Annotated in this window: 19 protein-coding genes; 8 read left to right on the top strand and 11 right to left on the bottom strand. The window is 66.1% G+C overall.

Going from position 1 to position 17,178, the window contains the following annotated elements:
• Window positions 1-20: 20 nt before the first annotated feature.
• Window positions 21-590, bottom strand: coding sequence for a DNA-deoxyinosine glycosylase (locus tag A7D16_RS20390; RefSeq protein WP_064635059.1), 570 nt, complete (start codon window positions 588-590; stop codon window positions 21-23).
• A gap of 144 nt (window positions 591-734) precedes the next feature.
• Between A7D16_RS20390 and A7D16_RS20385 the strand changes: the two genes are divergently transcribed.
• Window positions 735-1,406: an OmpW/AlkL family protein gene (locus tag A7D16_RS20385; protein WP_064635057.1), complete on the top strand. Its 672-nt coding sequence runs from the start codon at window positions 735-737 to the stop codon at window positions 1,404-1,406.
• 287 nt (window positions 1,407-1,693) lie between these two features.
• Here A7D16_RS20385 and A7D16_RS20380 read toward each other — a convergent pair whose 3' ends face one another.
• The 5 genes from A7D16_RS20380 to A7D16_RS20360 all read right to left on the bottom strand — a co-directional run bounded on the left by A7D16_RS20380 (window position 1,694) and on the right by A7D16_RS20360 (window position 6,135).
• A complete protein-coding gene (locus tag A7D16_RS20380) occupies window positions 1,694-2,251 on the bottom strand; it encodes a DUF1453 family protein (RefSeq protein ID WP_064635055.1) in 558 nt (185 codons plus the stop codon).
• A gap of 140 nt (window positions 2,252-2,391) precedes the next feature.
• Window positions 2,392-3,192, bottom strand: coding sequence for a MetQ/NlpA family ABC transporter substrate-binding protein (locus A7D16_RS20375; RefSeq protein ID WP_064635053.1), 801 nt, complete (start codon window positions 3,190-3,192; stop codon window positions 2,392-2,394).
• Between the two features lie 93 nt (window positions 3,193-3,285).
• A complete protein-coding gene (locus tag A7D16_RS20370) occupies window positions 3,286-3,981 on the bottom strand; it encodes a methionine ABC transporter permease (RefSeq protein WP_064635051.1) in 696 nt (231 codons plus the stop codon).
• On the bottom strand, window positions 3,978-4,985 hold the full coding sequence (locus A7D16_RS20365; RefSeq protein ID WP_064635048.1) for a methionine ABC transporter ATP-binding protein: 1,008 nt from the start codon (window positions 4,983-4,985) through the stop codon (window positions 3,978-3,980). Before A7D16_RS20365 ends, A7D16_RS20370 begins: the two co-directional genes overlap by 4 nt.
• A gap of 253 nt (window positions 4,986-5,238) precedes the next feature.
• Complete coding sequence (locus tag A7D16_RS20360; protein ID WP_064635047.1) at window positions 5,239-6,135, bottom strand: DMT family transporter; 897 nt, start codon at window positions 6,133-6,135, stop codon at window positions 5,239-5,241.
• A 122-nt stretch (window positions 6,136-6,257) separates the two neighbouring features.
• On the opposite strand from A7D16_RS20360, the gene A7D16_RS20355 reads away from it, so the two are divergent.
• The 6 genes from A7D16_RS20355 (at window position 6,258) to A7D16_RS20330 (ending at window position 11,607) form a co-directional block, all read left to right on the top strand.
• Window positions 6,258-6,743 carry a YajQ family cyclic di-GMP-binding protein gene (locus tag A7D16_RS20355; RefSeq protein WP_064635044.1) on the top strand — a complete coding sequence of 162 codons (486 nt, stop codon included), beginning with the start codon at window positions 6,258-6,260 and terminating at the stop codon, window positions 6,741-6,743.
• 136 nt (window positions 6,744-6,879) lie between these two features.
• The gene (locus tag A7D16_RS20350; protein WP_064635042.1) at window positions 6,880-7,341 is read left to right on the top strand and encodes a hypothetical protein; all 462 of its coding nucleotides are present in this window, start codon (window positions 6,880-6,882) and stop codon (window positions 7,339-7,341) included.
• A complete protein-coding gene (locus A7D16_RS20345; RefSeq protein WP_064635040.1) occupies window positions 7,334-9,070 on the top strand; it encodes an ATP-binding response regulator in 1,737 nt (578 codons plus the stop codon). Before A7D16_RS20350 ends, A7D16_RS20345 begins: the two co-directional genes overlap by 8 nt.
• Entirely contained in the window at window positions 9,057-9,884 is an 828-nt protein-coding gene (locus A7D16_RS20340; RefSeq protein ID WP_064635039.1) for an alpha/beta hydrolase, read from the top strand. Before A7D16_RS20345 ends, A7D16_RS20340 begins: the two co-directional genes overlap by 14 nt.
• 136 nt (window positions 9,885-10,020) lie before the next feature.
• The gene (locus A7D16_RS20335; RefSeq protein ID WP_064635037.1) at window positions 10,021-10,581 is read left to right on the top strand and encodes a DUF1415 domain-containing protein; all 561 of its coding nucleotides are present in this window, start codon (window positions 10,021-10,023) and stop codon (window positions 10,579-10,581) included.
• 219 nt (window positions 10,582-10,800) lie between these two features.
• Window positions 10,801-11,607 carry an SDR family oxidoreductase gene (locus A7D16_RS20330; protein ID WP_064635035.1) on the top strand — a complete coding sequence of 269 codons (807 nt, stop codon included), beginning with the start codon at window positions 10,801-10,803 and terminating at the stop codon, window positions 11,605-11,607.
• Between the two features lie 300 nt (window positions 11,608-11,907).
• On the opposite strand, the gene A7D16_RS20325 is transcribed toward A7D16_RS20330, so the two are convergent.
• From A7D16_RS20325 to A7D16_RS20315, 3 genes are read right to left on the bottom strand one after another with little or no spacing between them, the layout of a single operon-like run.
• Window positions 11,908-12,588 (bottom strand): HAD family hydrolase, encoded by a 681-nt coding sequence (locus A7D16_RS20325; protein WP_064635033.1) that lies wholly within the window; start codon window positions 12,586-12,588, stop codon window positions 11,908-11,910.
• Window positions 12,585-13,298 (bottom strand): pseudouridine synthase, encoded by a 714-nt coding sequence (locus A7D16_RS20320; protein ID WP_064635031.1) that lies wholly within the window; start codon window positions 13,296-13,298, stop codon window positions 12,585-12,587. Before A7D16_RS20320 ends, A7D16_RS20325 begins: the two co-directional genes overlap by 4 nt.
• On the bottom strand, window positions 13,295-14,362 hold the full coding sequence (locus A7D16_RS20315; protein WP_064635030.1) for a class I SAM-dependent methyltransferase: 1,068 nt from the start codon (window positions 14,360-14,362) through the stop codon (window positions 13,295-13,297). The genes A7D16_RS20320 and A7D16_RS20315 overlap by 4 nt, the downstream gene beginning before the upstream one ends.
• 148 nt (window positions 14,363-14,510) lie before the next feature.
• Here A7D16_RS20315 and A7D16_RS20310 point away from each other — a divergent pair, with 148 nt between their 5' ends.
• Window positions 14,511-14,771: a hypothetical protein gene (locus A7D16_RS20310; RefSeq protein WP_095522479.1), complete on the top strand. Its 261-nt coding sequence runs from the start codon at window positions 14,511-14,513 to the stop codon at window positions 14,769-14,771.
• 463 nt (window positions 14,772-15,234) lie between these two features.
• Here A7D16_RS20310 and A7D16_RS20305 read toward each other — a convergent pair whose 3' ends face one another.
• Together A7D16_RS20305 and A7D16_RS20300 are read right to left on the bottom strand one after the other, a co-directional pair.
• Window positions 15,235-16,572, bottom strand: coding sequence for a PQQ-dependent sugar dehydrogenase (locus A7D16_RS20305; RefSeq protein ID WP_064635028.1), 1,338 nt, complete (start codon window positions 16,570-16,572; stop codon window positions 15,235-15,237).
• Window positions 16,573-16,660: 88 nt separating this feature from the next.
• Window positions 16,661-16,969 carry a DUF3247 family protein gene (locus tag A7D16_RS20300; RefSeq protein WP_064635027.1) on the bottom strand — a complete coding sequence of 103 codons (309 nt, stop codon included), beginning with the start codon at window positions 16,967-16,969 and terminating at the stop codon, window positions 16,661-16,663.
• Between the last annotated feature and the right edge of the window lie 209 nt (window positions 16,970-17,178).

Genomic DNA, 17,178 nt, shown 5'->3' with positions numbered 1-17,178 from the left:
GCCGATGGCGTCAGCACCGATCACTCCCGCTGGCGCACCGCCTCGCGCAGCGGTTGCCACGCCGCGGCCAGGCGCGGCAGCGACCAGGCGGCATTGGCCGGGCTGGTGGACGGCAAGGCCACGACCGGCACCGCGCGCAGTTCGGACGACAGCAGCGGCTGCACATGCCGGCGCCAGGCCTGCGCAGCCGCGGCGCCATTACAGGCCACCATGCGCAGCTGCGGCAACGTGACCAGCAATGCGGGCAACGGGTTGACGACGATGCTGTCCGCCACGATCGCCGTATCCAGGCTGCCGCGCCGCTCGCATTGGCCGATCACATCCCACAAGCCCACACGGTGGTCGAGCAACGCGTCCAAGCGCGAGGCATAACTTGCGGCTGTATCGATGCCCAACAAGGCATGCATCAAGGGCCAGAAACGATTGCGCGGATGTGCGTAGTAGCGGGCCGCCTCCAACGACGCCACACCGGGCATCGAACCAAGCAGCAACACCCGGCAATCGCTGCGAACGTGCGCTGGCAGGCCTTGCAACACACTGTTTTTCGTCACGGCGATCGCATTTGCGTGAATGTCGTTTTCAGCTTGCATGTCGCAACCACGGCCTTCTTAGGAAACTTGCTGAACAAACGAAATTTTAGCGAGCCACGGGTGGGCGTGTATTCAGATTTTCAGGAATAGCTTTGGCGCGGCCCACTCCACGGGCCTAACAAAAATTATGCGAGGAGACCTCCAATGCGTGCCATTTCCATCCTGAGCCTGGCTGCTGTATCCGCTCTTGCGATTGCACCGTCCGCGTTCGCGCAGGACACGACCTACACCAGCGATACCTCCTCGACTTCCACCAGCGCCGATAGCGCTTCCGGCAAGCGTTGGGCAGTGGTCGGCGGTGTCGCCCTGATCAAGCCGAAGAATGACCCGGCCCCGGGCCTGGACGTCGATGGTGGCCCGGCGCCGACGCTGAGCGCCAGCTACTACATCAACGACAACTGGGCCGTTGAAATCTGGGGCGCAGCCGACAAGTTCAACCACCGCGTCAACGCCGATGGCGTGGGCAAGCTGGGCACCGTCGAGCAGCAGCCGATCGCCATCAGCGGCCAGTACCACTTCGGCCAGGCCGACAATGTGTTCCGTCCGTTCGTGGGCGTGGGCTACTACGAGTCGAACTTCAGCAACGAGAAGATCGATGCGGCATCGGCCACCGGCCAGCACGTCGGCGTGGATACCGCCAAGGGCGTGATCGGCACCGTTGGTGTTGACATGAACATCAACTCCACCTGGTTCGCACGCGCCGACGCCCGCTACATGCGTTCGCGTCCGGAACTGCGCGTGGGCGGCCAGGGCACCGGCAGCGAGCTGGAACTGGATCCGTGGACCGTCGGCTTCGGCGTCGGTGCGCGCTTCTAAGCACGCACCTGCCAGCCAGGGTTTGAGTTGAACAAAAACGGGCCGCGAGGCCCGTTTTTTTGTGCGTGGATTGTGCGGTGTCGAGATTGCAACGCTGCTAGGAGGGAAGCTCTGGGATGCGGGACCGCCCGAGCGCATCTGATTGCGGCAAGCAGTGCGTCTTCCCGACATCCTGTTTATCAGTCAGCCTGTCGATCCATCTTTCAGCTGCGTACGCGCGCGAATGTCAATGCGTACATATGCACGTGAGTGACGCATCGCCACTCCGCCGCCATGCCTACCCGCATTCAACGCCAATAAACACTGCCGCGCAGACGCGCGCTGCGCCAGCGCCACCACAGCAAGCTGGCATACGCCAGCGCATAACCGAGCAGCACGCCGGCAGCGCCGAGCAGACTGGCGTGACTGAGCCAGCCATCGGTTGGCCAGGCCACGCCCTGCCAGGCGCTGCGCCAGCCCTGCACCATCCCGGCGATCACCCGCACCACCACCAGCGCGGTCAAGGCCAGCACCAGCCACAGGTTCGGCCGGTAAAACAGGCCCTGGGTGGTGCGTTCGAAACGGGTCAACTGCAGCGCCAGCACTCCCAGCACCAACCCGCAGGCCCAGCCGACCGCCGCATGGCTGATCGCACCGGGCCAGAACGCCGCCGCGATCAAGGTGAAGATCACAAACAGCACGCTGGAGATGCCGGCCGAGACCAGGTTGATCAGCAGCAGCCAGCCACGTGCCTGCCGACGCGCAGTGCCCACGCGAAACCGCTGCAGCAGCGACAACGGGAACAGCACCGCGAACACTGCCAGGGCAATGATCACGGCCAGCGGAATGGCGAGCAGCAAGGGCATCGGGACGTGGCCGGGAAAAGATGGCCGACAACGCTACTACGCAAGCACGCAGCTGCGCGTGTTCGGCGCTGTCGACGCCGCAGTTCCGGCATCGCAACCGCGCTTACCTTGCGACTGCGTACGCCTTGTGTCAGCCGCTCTTAAAAAGCGGGCAGCACTGCGCCTTTGTACTTCTGTTCGATAAAGGCCTTCACTTCCGGGCTGGTCAGGGCCTTGGCCAGTTTCTGCACGCGCGCATCGTCCTTGTTGTCGGCGCGCGCCACCAGGAAGTTGACGTAGGGCGAATCCTTGCTTTCGATCGCCAGTGCATCGCGGGTGGGGTTGAGCCCGGCATCGAGCGCGTAGTTGGTGTTGATCAACGCCAGGTCGACCTGGTCCAGTACGCGCGGCAACATCGCCGAATCGAGCTCGCGGAATTTCAGCTGCTTGGGGTTGTCGACGATGTCGCGCTGGCTGGACAGCGCATTGCTCGGGTCCTTGAGTTTGATCACCCCGGCCTTGTCGAGCAGGATCAGCGCGCGGCTGTTGTTGCTGGGGTCGTTGGGAATCACCACATCGGCGCCGGTGGGCAGCTCGGCCAGCGTCTTGAAGCGGCGCGAATAGGCACCGAATGGCTCGATATGCACGCCGACCACGGTCACCAGCTGGCTCTTGCGGTCGCGGTTGTAGGCGTCCAGATAAGGCTCGGTCTGGAAATAGTTGACGTCGATCTGCTTCTGCACGACCTGGTCGTTGGGCTGCACGTAGTCGTTGAACACGCGCACATCGAGCTTGACGCCCTGCTTGGCCAGCAACGGTTCGACCACTTCCAGGATCTCGGCATGCGGCACGGCCGTGGCGGCCACGGTCAGGGTGTCGCCGCCGCTGCTGCCACCGCCGCCACAGGACGCCAATGCCAGCGTGGCCGCGGCCAGGAGGGAACGAAACGCGAATGTGCTCATGTAGGGATCCGTGGGAGGAGGAATGCGGCGCTGCCGCAGGCAGTCAACCTAGCAGACGCGGCGTGTGGCAGCGATGCATCCAGTGCGCCCCGCTCACCGCCGGCTGTAATGCGCCACCAGGCGGTCGCCCAGCATCTGCAGCAGCTGCACCAGCACCAACAAGGCGATGACGGTGATCAGCGCCACGTCCGAATGCGAGCGCAGGTAGCCTTCGCGGTAGGCCACATCGCCCAGGCCGCCGGAGCCGATCGCACCGCCCATCGCGGTGAAACCGATCAGCGCGATGGTGGTGACGGTGGCGCCGGCGATCAGGCCGGGGCGCGCTTCGGGCAACAGCACCCGCAGCACCAGTTGCCGGGTGGTGGCGCCCATCGCCTGGCTGGCTTCGATGATCCCGCGGTCGACCTCGCGCAGCGCGGTTTCCACCAGGCGCGCGTAGAACGGCGCGGCGCCGACCACCAGCGGCAGGATCGCGCCGCGCACGCCGAGCGAGGTACCCATCAGCATCAGCGTGAGCGGAATCATCGCGATCATCAAAATGATGAAAGGCACCGAGCGCAGCAGGTTGATCAGCGCCGCCAGCGCGCCGTACAGCACCGGCCGGCGGCGCAATTGCGGAGCACCGCACAGGAACAGGGCAACACCCAGCGGCAGGCCGATCAGCAGCGTCAACGGCAGCGCGCCGGCCAGCATCAGCAAGGTGTCCAGGGTCGCCTGGCCGATGTCGCCCCACTTGGCGGCATCGAGATTGCGGAAGAAACCGCCGGCGGCGGCAATGATCGGGTTCATACGCGCAGATCCTCCAGATGCACGCCGGCGGCGACAAAGCCTGCGCGCGCAGCATTATGGTCGCCGCCGGTCAGCGCGACGATGAGCTGGCCATATGGCGTGTCCTTGATGCGGTCCACGCGCCCGGACAGGATGTTGTAGTCCACCCCGGTCTCGCGCGCGATGCGCCCCAGCACCGGTTCGTAGGTGCCGTTGCCCAGGAAGGTCAGCCGCACGATGCGCCCGCCGACGGCGGCGAAATCGCGGTGCAGTTCGGCCTCGTCCACGTGCTCGGCTTCGGACACGAAGCGCCGCGTGGTGGCGTGTTTGGGATGCAGGAACACCTCGGTGACCGGGCCGGTTTCCACCAGCTTGCCGGCGTCCAGCACCGCGACGCGGTCGCAGACGCGGCGGATCACGTCCATTTCGTGGGTGATCAACACGATGGTCAGGCCGAGCTCGCGGTTGATCTGCGCCAGCAGCTGCAGCACCGAGGCGGTGGTCTGCGGGTCCAGCGCGCTGGTGGCCTCGTCGCACAGCAGGATCTGTGGCCGGGTGGCCAGCGCGCGCGCAATGCCCACGCGCTGCTTCTGCCCGCCGGACAGCTGCGCCGGATACTTGCTGGCATGCTGCTCCAGCCCGACCCGGGCCAGCAGCTCGGCCACACGCGCATCGATTTCGGCGCGCGGGGTGCCGGCCAGTTCCAGCGGGAAGGCCACGTTGCCGGCCACGGTGCGCGAGGACAGCAGGTTGAAGTGCTGGAAGATCATGCCGATCCGGCGACGCAAGGCGCGCAGGCCCTGGCTGTCCAGCGCGGTGACGTCCTCGTCGCCGATCAGCAGGCGGCCGCCGCTGGGCTCTTCGAGCCGGTTGATCAGCCGGATCAGGGTCGATTTGCCGGCACCGGAATGGCCGATGATGCCGAACACCTCGCCGGGGCCGATCCGCAGATCGAGCGGGTGCAGCGCCACGATCTGGCGACCGTCAACGGAATAGGACTTGTGCAGGCGCTGAAACTGGATCACCGCGCGTGGCCGATTGGGGGGTCGTGAAGCCTAACAGTCAATGTTTAGGGCCGTCATTCCATTCGGTTCTAACGGGCGGGGATTCGGGAGTCGGGATTGGGGAGTCGCAAAGGCGGCGGCCCTCGCCGTTGCGAATCCCAAGCGCCCGCTATCTCGCGCTGCCAAGCGCTAGCTCTGTGACGCATCGGAGCGCGCGCGCCCTGCTTTGCCGAATCCCCAATCCCCAATCCCAATCCCAATCCCGAATCCCGAATCACGGCCGCTCGAGCGGCAACGGCCTGTCAGCCTTGCGAATCCGCTCCCGCCGCAACAAATACAGCCCGCTGGCCACGATGATGCCGGCGCCGGTCCAGGTCCAGCTGTCGGGCAGGGTCTGCCACAGCAGCCAGTCCCAGCCGATCACCCAGACCAGGCCGGTGTATTCCAGCGGCGCGATCATCGAGGCCTCGCCGCGCATGAAGGCCTGGGTCAGCGCGACCTGACCCAGCGCACCGGCCAGGCCCATGCCGGCGATCAACCCGACGTGCCCGGCCTGCAGCGGTACCCAGCCGGGGATGGCCAGCAGCCCGGCGCCGATCGCCATGAACAGCAGAAACCACACCACCATCGCCTGCGGGGTGTCGGTGCGGGTCAGCAGGCTCACGGTGATCGCCGCGACCGCGTAGGCCGTGGCTGCCAGCAGCACCATCAGGCCGGGCAACGAGATCAGCCCGTCCACGCCCGGGCGCAGCACCACGATCACCCCGAGCAGGCCAATGCCAATGGCGGTCCAGCGGCGCGGGCCGACGTGTTCGCCCAGCAGCGGTACCGATAGCGCGGCCACCAGCAATGGGGCGACGAAATACAGCGTGTAGGCCGTCGACAGCGGCATGCGCTTCAAGCCGTACACGAAGCAGCCGATCATCACCATGCCCAGCACCCCGCGCAGCAGATGCAGGCCCCAGCGCACCGGCACGATCGCGCGCGGCCCGGCGGTGGCGAACACCCACACCAGCACGAACGGCAGCGAGGCGGCGCCGCGCAGCAAGGTGACCTGCAGCGGCGTGTAATGCGCCGAGAGCAGCTTCATTCCCGCATCCATCAGCGAGAAACAGGCCACGGCGGCCACCATCCAGGCGATGGCGGGAAGCGGAGAACGGGGGTTTCGCATGCACGCATTATCGCCGAGCGCCGTGGCGCCGGGCCCGCTGCGTGGCTTCCGTGACCGTGCCCCTGTCATCGCACACAGCCGGCGCTTTAGACTGGCGGACGAATTTTGATCAGGGAATTGCCATGCCGTCGTTCGACGTCATCTCCGAAGTGGACAAGCACGAACTCACCAACGCTGTGGACCAGGCCAACCGCGAGCTGGACACGCGGTTCGACTTCAAGGGCGTCGAGGCCAAGTTCGAACTGGAAGATGGCAAGGTGATCAACCAGTCCGCCCCCAGCGATTTCCAGGTCAAGCAGATGACCGACATCCTGCGTGCGCGGCTGCTGGCGCGCGGCATCGACGTGCGCTGCCTGGAGTTCGGCGATGTGGAAACCAACCTGGCCGGCGCGCGGCAGAAGGTGACCGTCAAGCAGGGCATCGAGCAGAAGCAGGCCAAGCAGCTGGTGGCCAAGTTGAAGGAAGCCAAGCTCAAGGTCGAAGCGCAGATCAATGGCGACAAGCTGCGCATCACCGGCAAGAAGCGCGACGACCTGCAGGACGCGATCGCGTTGCTGAAAAAGGCCGACTTCGAACTGCCGCTGCAGTTCGACAACTTCCGCGACTGAGCGCGGCTGTGTGATTGCAACCATCGGCGCGGGCGTGTGTCTGCCGGCGCTGCAATGGGGTGAACGGTGCCAGCCCAGGTGGCCTGTGCACTACGTGCGCGGCGGTCGCATCGCTGTGCACCCATAGCCTGCGACCATGCGCAGCCTGTTCGCCAGCCTGTTGCAACCCCTGCGCATGCAGCGTCCGGCAAACGCGTCGGGCACTGCCGCCGGCAACAGTGCCGCCTACGCGCAACCGCGGATCGAAGTCGGCTCGACGTTGCACACCATGGCCGGCCTCGACCCGGTGGCAGCTGCGGCATTTGCCGACGCCTTCGTGGTGGAGATCGACCATGCCATCGCCACCTGCACGCTCGGCGATGCCGGCACGCCCCCGGCGCAGGCGCTGCAGCAGATCCATGCGCTGAAGAACACCATTTCACTGACCGGCTCGCAGCAGCTGCTGAAAGCCTGCGACCAATTGCGCGACGCGGCGAGCTGCGACGCGCTGGGCGACACGCTTGCGCAGCGCTTCATTGCGGTGGCGAACGCTGCTGGTCTACTGGTCAAGCATTACCGGCGTAGCCTCCCCTCCGACGACGCGGACCCTCATGCGTAGCACTCCCAACCGCGCAGCGCCCGGCCTGATCCTGGCCGCCAGGCAGTTGCGCAACGACAGACTGGTGCGGCTGTTCGAGTCGTTCCTGGAATACCGCGCCTGCGTCGGCCGCGTGATCGTGCAGACCATGGTGACCGCGTGGTGCCTGGGCTGGCTGTACGGTCCGCAGCCGGTGCTGGTCAAGGACGCGCACCACGTCTTTCCCACTGCGGTGAGCCTGTGGGTGCTGTCGGTGGTGTGGATGCTGCTGGTGCGCCGTCGCCTCATTCCGCCCAGCGAATGGCTGGACGCGATGGGCTTTGCAATGAACCTGCTGTTCATCGGCATCCAGACCACCCTGGCCTTCATCCTGCTGATGTCGTTGAACGCGTTTTTGCCGTTCATTACCATCGCGGCGGTAGCACGCTACGGGCAACGCGCGACATTCCCGGTGTTGCTCAGCACCTTCGTGTTGATGCTGTTGACCGCGCCGTCAGGCTACTGGCTGTCGCGGCCGGCGTATTTCGTCTATGCGGTGGCGCTCAGCATGGTGTTGCCGTTGCTGGTGGCGCGCATCGTGCTTGCGATGCAGGAAGTGGCGCTGCAGGCGCTGGCCTCGCGCGATGCGCGGAGCCGCTTCATCAGCACCATGAATCACGAATTGCGCACGCCGTTGAATGCGGTGATCAACTGCGCGCAATTGATCGACACCGAGCAGATGCCGGCGCAACAGCGCGAGCTGCTGCAGGCGGTAACGGTCAATGCAACTGCGCTACGCCATCGCGTCAACGAGGTGCTGGACGTGGCCAGCATCGACGGCGGACGCCTGCAGCTGCACAGCAAACCGCTGAACCTGCTGGACGTGGTCACCACAGTGAAAGCGGTCTGCGCCACCGCAGCGTCCAGCAAGGGCGTCACCCTCGACGTGCGTGTGGATAGCCCGCAAACACCGCACGTGATGGGTGACGAAGGCCGCATCGAACAGGTGATCAGCAACCTGGTGATCAACGCGATCAAGTTCACCCCGGCCGGTGGCACGGTGGATCTGCTGATCGAAGCGACCCAGGTGCACGAGCGCTGGAGCATCGAGGTCACCGTCACCGACACCGGCATCGGTGTGCCCGACGACCAGAAGGCCTACATCTTCACCCCGTTCACCCAGCTCAGCACCGGCTTCAGTCGCGTCGAAGGCGGCGTGGGCCTGGGCCTGTACATCGCGCTATCGGTCTACGATGCAATGGGCAGCAGCCTGACCGTGAGCGACAACCCCGCCGGCGGCAGCATCTTCCGCTGGATCTTCGAACTGCCCGGCGCCGCAGCCGGCAGCAGCACGCTGGCGTTGCGCGATGCGCTGGCGCAGCACGCACAACAGGTGCCCTCGCTGCATTGCCTGGTATTCGAGGACCTGGACACCAACCGGCTGGTGATCGGTAATCTGCTGACCCGCGCCGGGCATCGGGTGAGCTTCCAGATCGATGGTACCGATGCGGTACGGCGCATCCGCGAAGCAGCGCCGGATCTGGTGTTTCTGGATCTGCACATGCCCGGCACCTCCGGCTGGGACGCACTGCGCGACGCGCGCGATGCGATGTCGGCGCTGCCGCCGATCATCGTGCTGACCGCCGACACGCGTACCGATTCAATGCGCGATGCCAGCGCGGCCGGTGTTGCCGGCTATCTGTCCAAACCGATCAACGCGCACGAGTTGCTGGCATTGCTTGCCCGGCACGCCACGCATGCACGCCCCTGAGCTCAAACCCGGCAATGCCGCGCGCTGCCACTGGCAACATGCGGCGGAAATCCGCACGCCGCTGGCTTTGCTGTACCTGCACGGCTTCAGTGCCAGCCCAGGCGAAGCTGGCGCGCTGCCCGAGCAGATGGCCGATGCGCTGGCCGCCAATGGTTATGTGCATCGCTGGCCCGGGCACGGGCTCGGCGCCGCCGATGCAATGCAGGCACTGACCCCGGCGGTGTTGCAAGCCTCGGCGCTGGAGGCGCTGGCCCAGGCGCAACGCATGGGACAGCGGGTGGCAATTGTCGGTTCGTCGATGGGTGCCACGCTGGGCTTGTGGCTGGCCGCACAGCACCCGGACGCGGTGGCAGCGGTGGTCGCCTGGTCGCCCGGCATCCAGCCCGCCGACCCGGCATTGCTCGACCAGGTGTGCGCCGCGCAGGCGCCGCTGACCGACCCACGCCCGCGCACGCCAGCTACGCGCGCCTTCTGGTCGGAGACCATCCACCCGGACGGATTTCGCGCATTGCGCAGCCTGTTTCAAGCCATTGCCGACGACCCGCCATGGCCGCGCGTGCGCTGCCCGGTGTTTCTGGGCTATTACCGCGCCGACGATGGCCGCGAGGATCCGACCGCATCGGTGCCGGCGATGCTGCACATGTTCGCCGCACTGGGCACTGCGCCTGCACACACGCGTGCGGTCGCCTTCGACAGTGGCGCGCATGCGATCGGCTCGCCGCACAAGACACCGCTGGCGGGCGCCGTTGCGCAGGCCTCCATCGCGTTCTTGCAGGCGCAGCTCGGCGCTGCACTGCCCGGCGGCAACGCGTGAGCGCAGCAGCCAACCGCAGCGCTCGCAGCGTGGCGAACGCGCGCCGCTAGCGCGTGTTGCTGCAGCACGCACCTGCGCACGCGGCCCCGCTGCGCAGCGATCGCATACACTGGCGCACCATCCCGCTGCCGCCACGATGACCACCACGCCTGCCACGCCCGATCCGATCGCCGCCACCCGCAAATGGATCGAGCGCGCGGTCATCGGGTTGAACCTGTGCCCGTTCGCCAAGGCGGTGTACGTCAAGGAGCAGGTGCGCTTGGTGCTCAGCGATGCCAGCACGCCCGAAGCACTGCTGGAACAACTGGCCGAAGAACTGGTGCTGTTGCGCGATACGCCGGCCGAACAGATCGACACCACGCTGATCGTGCACCCCGACGTGCTGACCGATTTCCTGGACTACAACGACTTCCTCGACAACGCCGATGCGGCGGTGGAAGCGCTGGATCTGCAAGGCGTGCTGCAGGTGGCCAGTTTCCATCCGGATTACCAGTTCGCAGGCGCCGCGCCGGACGATGTCGCCAACTTCACCAACCGCTCGCCCTTCCCCACCCTGCACCTGCTGCGCGAAGACAGCGTGGAGCGCGCGGTGGCGGCGTTCCCGGATCCGGACGTGATCGTCGAACGCAATATCGAAACGCTCCAACGCCTGGGCCGCGATGGCTGGGAGCGCGTGTTGAACGGGGCCGAGCACTGAGTGATGCGCCGGCCGCGCGCGATTGCGGGCGACCGCAACTAGGTCTTCGGAAGGGCGAGCGCGGACTCCCACCGACCCAACTTGGATAGGGATGAGCGAGCGGCGCGGCATCGTGTGCGATGCGCGCAGTCGCTGCCCTTGCCTGCGTGCACGGTGTTGCTGCGACGACGACAGCCCGCACGCTACAGTGCGGCCACCTCTACCGATGCATCGCACACCATGGCCCTGATTCCGGCAATTTCCGCATGGAACCCCGCTCCACTGCAGGACCGCGTCGTGGTCATCACGGGTGGTGCGCAAGGCATCGGCCGCGGCATTGCGCAGGCGGTGCTGGGTGCCGGCGGCAGCGTGGTCATCGGCGACCTGGACGCGGTGGCCGGCAAGGCCTGCCTGCAGGAATGGGCGCTCCCGCGCCGGAGTGCCTTCGTCCGTTGCGATGCGGCGCGTGAAGTGCAGGCCACGCGATTGATTGCCACCGCGCTCAGGCGTTTCGGTCGCATCGACGGCCTGGTCAACAACGCCGGCGTGCCCGACCCGCATATCGCTGCGCTGCCGCACCTGGACTGGGACGACTGGAACCGCCGCCTGTCCAGCCTGCATGGCGCCTTCCTGTGCAGCAAGCACGCGCTGCCCGCGCTGACGCAGGCGCCCGGTGGCGGTGCGATCGTCAACATCGCCTCCACCCGCGCCTGGCAATCGGAGCCGCATAGCGAAGCCTATGCGGCTGCCAAGGGAGGATTGGTGGCGTTTACCCATGCGCTGGCACTGAGCGAAGGGCCGCAGGTGCGCGTCAACAGCATCAGCCCGGGCTGGATCAGCACCGATGCGTGGCGTGCGCCGCAGCGTCGACGTGCGCCAAAACTAGCGCGTCGCGATCATGCGCAGCATCCGGCCGGACGCGTGGGCACGCCGGAAGACATCGCGCAGCTGGCGGTGTATCTGCTTGCGCCGCAGCTGTCCGGCTTCGTCACCGGGCAGGATTTCATCGTCGACGGTGGCATGTCGCGCAAGATGCAATACCTGTAAGTCCGGGTTGGAGTGCGGATGCACGACACGAGTGGACGATGCTGCGAACGCGTGCATGCCACCCATCCACGTCGCTGTCAGCATGAGCTTTGCCTTGCGCAGGTGCGAGTGGAATACGCAGGTTTTTCAGAAGCACATGCTTCAACGCGCGCGCACGTTGGCGCACACCGTCGTTCAGTGATGTCACGCGACAAGCGGGCTCTGGTTGATCGCATGCATCGAACCTGGCTATCGCACCTGGCGATCAGAGGCTGGCTGGCGATGCGGCGTGGCCCCGATGCGCAGCGCCACCCCAACCCATCAACGCGCCAAACGGGCTTCCAGCAACTGCTGCGCATCGCCTAGCGAGGGCAGGATGCGATGGCCGAGCGCACGCACGGCGGCATCGAGTTCGAGCAGGTCTGGAATCTGGATCGGGGTCATGCCGGCCGCCAATGCCGCGCGCACGCCGGTGGGCGAGTCTTCCAGTACCAGGCAGTGCGCGGGGTCCACGGCCAGCGTGCGTGCGGCCAGCAGGTAGATGTCCGGCGCCGGCTTGGGGTGGACCACATCGCTGGCCGTGCACACCGCACCGAAGCGCCACAGCAGGTCGGCCGCTTCCAGCTTGCGCAGCGCCAGCGGGCGCTGGGTGGAGGTGGCCACCGCACGCGGCATGCCTTGCGCGGCCAGGTAGTCCAGCAACGTGATGATGCCGGGCCGATGCGGGATGCCGCGTTCGACCGCAGCGGCGTATAGCTGTTGCGCATGCGCCAGCATGCTGTCGGCAGCGGCGTCGCCGATGCGTTCGCCCAGCAACCGGCGGCAGGCCGCATCGCCGGTGCCCACCATGCGCAGCCAGAACGCCGGCTCGATGTGCAGGCCCTGTTCGTCGGCGGCCTGCGCCAGGCAGGCGGTGATGGCGCGCTCGCTGTCGAGCATCAAGCCATCCATGTCGAAGATCACCGCCTGCGGGCGAAACGGCAGCGCCGCGATCTGCGTCATGCTGCAGCGCCGCGGCCGAACAACACCTCGAGATCGCTCGCTTCCAGCGCGCGCCATTGCCCGGGCTGCAATGCCTCCAGCGACAGGCCGCCGATGCGGCTGCGATGCAGGGCGACCACGTGGTTGCCGGCGGCAGCGAACATGCGCCGCACCTGGTGATAGCGGCCTTCGTGCAGGGTCAGCCGCGCCTGGCGTGGGCCAAACACCTCCAGTTCGGCCGGCAGCAATGGCTTGGTTTCGCCTTCCAGCAGCAAGGTGCCACTGGCAAACAGGGCGGCTTCGTCGCCTCGCAGGTCCTCGGCCAGGGTGATGTCGTACACCTTGTCGAGTGCGGATTTGGGCGAAATGATCCGGTGCAGCAGCGCGCCGTCGTCGGTCATCAGCAACAGGCCACTGGTCTCGCGATCCAGCCGCCCCACCGGCGCCAGCACCGGCGCACGCGAGCGGAAGCGTGGCGGCAACAGCTCGTAGATCAGCCGGCCGGTGTCCTTGGTCGAGCAGGTGTAACCGCTGGGTTTATGCAGCAACAGGCTGAAACCCGGGGGCGGATCGAGCGGCTCGCCATCGATGCGAATGGCGTCGTGTTCCACCTGGTCGTCGGCATACAGCACCTCGCCCTGCGCATCGGTGACCGCGCCCTGCCGGAACAACTGGGTCACCTGCTTGCGGCTGCCATAACCGAGATTGGCGATGTGTTTGACCAGCTTCATGCACGCGCTCCACGGCCGCGGATGGCCGAGATCAGCTTGAAGCCATCGCGCTCTGCAGCCACGTGCACCTGCCCGAAACTGTCGTTGAGCACCTGTTCGTAAGGCAGATGTCGGTTGGCTACCAGCAACAGTTGCCCGCCCGGTCGCAGCGCCTGCGCAGCGACCGCAATGAAGCGCTGCCCGATATCCGGGCGATCGGCGCGCGAGGGCGTGTGGAACGGCGGGTTGCTGACGATGAAATCGTATTGCGCCACCAGCCCGGCGGTGACATCGCGCCAGTGGTAGTGCAGTTGCGCCGGATGCGTGATGTCCTGCAGATTGCGCTGCGCCAGGGTGAGCGCGCGCGCTTCGGCTTCGTACAGGTCCAGCGCGGTGACCTTGGGGCAACGGGCCAGCACTTCGGCCGACAGATAGCCAAAGCCCGCACCCAGATCGGCGCCATGTCCGGCCAGCGTGGTGGGCAGATGCGCGACCAGCAGCGCGGACGCCGGGTCGATGCGATCCCAGGCGAACACGCCGGGGCGGCTGACGAAGCGGCCGTCCAAAATCTTGCGTGGCGCATCCAGCGCCGCCCAGCGCGCCTGCAGCGCGGCATCGGTGTCGGCCGGCAGCGGCGCGCTCCAGTAGGTGCGGCAGTGATGCTTGGTCAGGCTGCCGGCCAGCCCGGTGAGCTGGCGCAAATCGGCTTCGCCCGAGCGTGCGCCCTCGTTGTTGGACTGACAGGCAACCACGCGGCCACCCGGCGCGGCCAACGCCACCGCACGCGCGAACAGCGCACGCGCTTCGTCGCGCTGCCGCGGCGGCAGCACCAGCACCAACGCATAGCGCGTGCTGTCGGCCTCGATCTCGCCTTCTTCGCGCACCTTCCACCCGTTGCGCTCCAGCGCTTCGGCGAAGGGGCGGAAGCTCTGCTCGCAGGTCAGCGTCTCGGCCGCCGCCTGCTCGCGCAGCGGGAAGCCATCGCGCGCGCGCAGGAACAACACCGGCCCTTCCGGCCACGGCAGCACGCCTTGGGCGAAGGGCAGGAACAGGGCTTGAAGCGGGGCATCGTGCGGGCCAGCCATCGGATCATCGGGTCGGGAACAGGCCGCCATTGTAAGGGACCTGTGCCGATTGCCCGCCGCGCGCCTTCCAATGTCTATACGGACTATTGATGCGCACGCAACATCCGCCCGCCTAGGCTGGAATCCAAGCCCACACCGGAGAAACGCGATGCGAGCCCTGTTTGTAGGAGGCGTTGTCGACAACAGCGAAATGGATCTGGATGACACCCCGCCACCCATGCATTACCCCGAAAATACCGGCGCCGGCCGGCCCCGCTACCGCCTTCACCAGGTAGGCGAGCGCGACGATGGCACGGTGGCCTATGCGGTATACGGCGCCCCGGAAATGGCCGACGACGACATCAGCCGCATCACTGAAGAGCGCGGTTATGCACGACGCTTCAGCGCGTCGCCGGAAGCGCCGCGATAAATAAAGTCACTGCGTGGTGAGAGGCGGTTGACCGTCTTCAGTTAAAGCATGTTGCGGCAACATCCATCGAGCGAATTCCACTGCAGCGTGTCCTGCCGATTGCCGGCACGCTGCGCAGACGCGAACCGGGCCTTGGCTCGGCTGTTTGCATTTATCGCGCGAGAAGTCTTGTATCGCGCGATAAGTCTTGGGCGAACACAGAGTGCCTTGCTCGATTTCCACAGACTCGATTCGCAGAAATGACGATCGAATGCGTCGTTCGAGGTGGCGGGGGGGTGTCGTTCGAAATAGGGCGTGCGTCGCAAGGTTAAGCAATGGGTGGCGTATTACCTGCCATCAATTGTCCACTGCGCACGTACCCTCATCCGCCCCTGCGGGCACCTTCTCCCGACGGGAGAAGGAGTTGTATCACTGCAGCTTTAGTGGCGCGCCTGAAACTACGCGCGCGAAGCCGCCGGCGCGCTTACCGCGCCTTCGGCGTCACCCGCCAGATCACATTGCCCACATCGTCGGCCACCAGCAGCGCGCCGCTGTTGTCGGGCGCCACACCGACCGGGCGGCCCTGCGCATTGCCTTCGGCGTCCAGGAACCCGTCCAGCACCGTGATCGGCGTGCCGCTGGGCTTGCCGTCGGCGAATGGGACGAACAGCACCTTGTAGCCGCTGGGCGGGTCGCGATTCCATGAGCCGTGCTGGCCGATGAAGGCGCCCTGGCGGAAACGCTCGGGCAGCAGGTTGCCGCTGGCGAAGGTCAGGCCGAGCGAGGCAGTGTGCGGCCCGAGTGCGTAATCGGGCTTGATGGCCTTGGCCACCAGCTCGGCGTTCTGCGGTTTGACCCGCTCGTCCACATGCTGGCCGTAGTAGCTGTACGGCCAACCGTAGAAGCCGCCGTCGCGCACCGAGGTCAGGTAATCCGGCACCAGGTCGCTGCCGATTTCATCGCGCTCGTTGACCACCACCCACAGCGATTTGCTCTGCGGCTCCCAGGCCGTGCCCACCGGGTTGCGCAGGCCGCTGGCGAACACGCGGCTGCTGCCGGTAGCCGGGTCGATCTCCAGGATCGCCGCACGGTTCAGCTCGGCCTCCATGCCGTTTTCGGCCACGTTGCTGTTGGAACCGACGCCCACGTACAGCTTGCTGCCGTCCGGGCTGGCCAGCAGCGACTTGGTCCAGTGGTGGTTGATGCCGCCGGGCAGATTGGCGACGAAGGTCGGCTTGGCGGTGATATGCGTGTCGCCTGGTTTGTACGGAAAACTCACCAGCGCATCGGCATTGGCGACATAGAAACGGTCGCCCACCAGGGCCATGCCGAAGGGCGAAAACAGGCCGCTGACGAACTGCGTGCGCACTTCCGCCACGCCGTCGCCATCGGCATCGCGCAGCAACGTGATGCGATTGGCGCTGGGCACCGCGGCGCCGGCCTTCTTCATCATCGCGCCCTGCACCTTCTTGCGCAGCCCACCGCCGGTTTCGGCGTCTTCGGGCTTGGGCGGCTCGGCCGTTTCGGCCACCAGCACATCGCCGTTAGGCAGTACGTAGAGCCAGCGCGGGTGATCCAGATCGCGCGCAAACGCAGCCACCTGCAGGTCGTCGGCAGCCACGGGTTTGGCGTTGGCTGCCCAACGCTTGACCGGCGCCACCTTGACGGTGGGAATCAGACGCTTCACCGGCTCGGGCAATTGTGGATTCGGCCCGGTTCCCTGTTCGATGGCCAGCGTGGCGGTGTCACCGCACGCAGCGAGAACGGCAACCGCCATCAACGACAGCGGCCAGCGAGCGAACTTCAACAGGGGTGCATTCATTGCGGAAGAATCCTGAACGGTTGCGACAGTCGGTCATGATGCCGTCAACACGACAGTGAGAAGTAAACAGACCGTCAACACGCGGCCATTACGGCAGGACTTGCGGGTCGGCGCCCAGCGGCAGCGGGTGGACCGCCACGATCCGGTCCATCCAGATCCATTGCGGCTCTTGCGAGGCATCCAGCTGATCCAGCCGCAGCTGCCCGTTCACGCCTTCGTTGTCGTGTTCGTCGAGATAGGTCTGAAGACTGGGGCGCACGGCAACCGTGCCGCTGAGCATGCTGCCATCGTCGAGTTCGATCCGCACGCGCTCCTGACCATCGAGCAGGGACACCCAATGTTCGAGTGTGGCGATCTGGACCTGTTCGGAATACACATGCGGGGCGTATTTGGGCATTGCGCGATCTCCATGAGCAGAGCGCATCACGCTAGGCCAGCACGCGTGAAAAAGGCAGAAAATACGGCGTTTTCCAGTGACCTGTACTTGCACAGCATTGCGCTTGCGGCTGCAAGCGTTCTTGCTCGCAGCACATCCGTTGAACCGGCAGTTGCAGCGAAAAAGCATTAAAAACGGCCGTCGCAGGACGGCCGATTCTTTCAGCGCAA

Origin of the sequence: Xanthomonas nasturtii (assembly GCF_001660815.1) — a bacterium.
GTDB classification, from domain to species: Bacteria; Pseudomonadota; Gammaproteobacteria; order Xanthomonadales; family Xanthomonadaceae; genus Xanthomonas; species Xanthomonas nasturtii.
Note: the sequence above shows the minus strand (reverse complement) of the source record. Positions and strands in the feature narration are given on the sequence as shown.

What these genes read in the sequence shown, in the direction of transcription:
- A7D16_RS20325 (WP_064635033.1), bottom strand. Translation starts at nt 12,588, where the DNA reads ATGACGCAGATCGCGGCGCTGCCGTTTCGCCCGCAGGCGGTGATCTTC.
- A7D16_RS20355 (WP_064635044.1), top strand. Translation starts at nt 6,258, where the DNA reads ATGCCGTCGTTCGACGTCATCTCCGAAGTGGACAAGCACGAACTCACC.
- A7D16_RS20320 (WP_064635031.1), bottom strand. Translation starts at nt 13,298, where the DNA reads ATGAAGCTGGTCAAACACATCGCCAATCTCGGTTATGGCAGCCGCAAG.
- A7D16_RS20315 (WP_064635030.1), bottom strand. Translation starts at nt 14,362, where the DNA reads ATGGCTGGCCCGCACGATGCCCCGCTTCAAGCCCTGTTCCTGCCCTTC.
- A7D16_RS20335 (WP_064635037.1), top strand. Translation starts at nt 10,021, where the DNA reads ATGACCACCACGCCTGCCACGCCCGATCCGATCGCCGCCACCCGCAAA.
- A7D16_RS20305 (WP_064635028.1), bottom strand. Translation starts at nt 16,572, where the DNA reads ATGAATGCACCCCTGTTGAAGTTCGCTCGCTGGCCGCTGTCGTTGATG.
- A7D16_RS20375 (WP_064635053.1), bottom strand. Translation starts at nt 3,192, where the DNA reads ATGAGCACATTCGCGTTTCGTTCCCTCCTGGCCGCGGCCACGCTGGCA.
- A7D16_RS20370 (WP_064635051.1), bottom strand. Translation starts at nt 3,981, where the DNA reads ATGAACCCGATCATTGCCGCCGCCGGCGGTTTCTTCCGCAATCTCGAT.
- A7D16_RS20345 (WP_064635040.1), top strand. Translation starts at nt 7,334, where the DNA reads ATGCGTAGCACTCCCAACCGCGCAGCGCCCGGCCTGATCCTGGCCGCC.
- A7D16_RS20390 (WP_064635059.1), bottom strand. Translation starts at nt 590, where the DNA reads ATGCAAGCTGAAAACGACATTCACGCAAATGCGATCGCCGTGACGAAA.
- A7D16_RS20380 (WP_064635055.1), bottom strand. Translation starts at nt 2,251, where the DNA reads ATGCCCTTGCTGCTCGCCATTCCGCTGGCCGTGATCATTGCCCTGGCA.
- A7D16_RS20360 (WP_064635047.1), bottom strand. Translation starts at nt 6,135, where the DNA reads ATGCGAAACCCCCGTTCTCCGCTTCCCGCCATCGCCTGGATGGTGGCC.
- A7D16_RS20310 (WP_095522479.1), top strand. Translation starts at nt 14,511, where the DNA reads ATGCGAGCCCTGTTTGTAGGAGGCGTTGTCGACAACAGCGAAATGGAT.
- A7D16_RS20300 (WP_064635027.1), bottom strand. Translation starts at nt 16,969, where the DNA reads ATGCCCAAATACGCCCCGCATGTGTATTCCGAACAGGTCCAGATCGCC.
- A7D16_RS20340 (WP_064635039.1), top strand. Translation starts at nt 9,057, where the DNA reads ATGCACGCCCCTGAGCTCAAACCCGGCAATGCCGCGCGCTGCCACTGG.
- A7D16_RS20350 (WP_064635042.1), top strand. Translation starts at nt 6,880, where the DNA reads ATGCGCAGCCTGTTCGCCAGCCTGTTGCAACCCCTGCGCATGCAGCGT.
- A7D16_RS20330 (WP_064635035.1), top strand. Translation starts at nt 10,801, where the DNA reads ATGGCCCTGATTCCGGCAATTTCCGCATGGAACCCCGCTCCACTGCAG.
- A7D16_RS20385 (WP_064635057.1), top strand. Translation starts at nt 735, where the DNA reads ATGCGTGCCATTTCCATCCTGAGCCTGGCTGCTGTATCCGCTCTTGCG.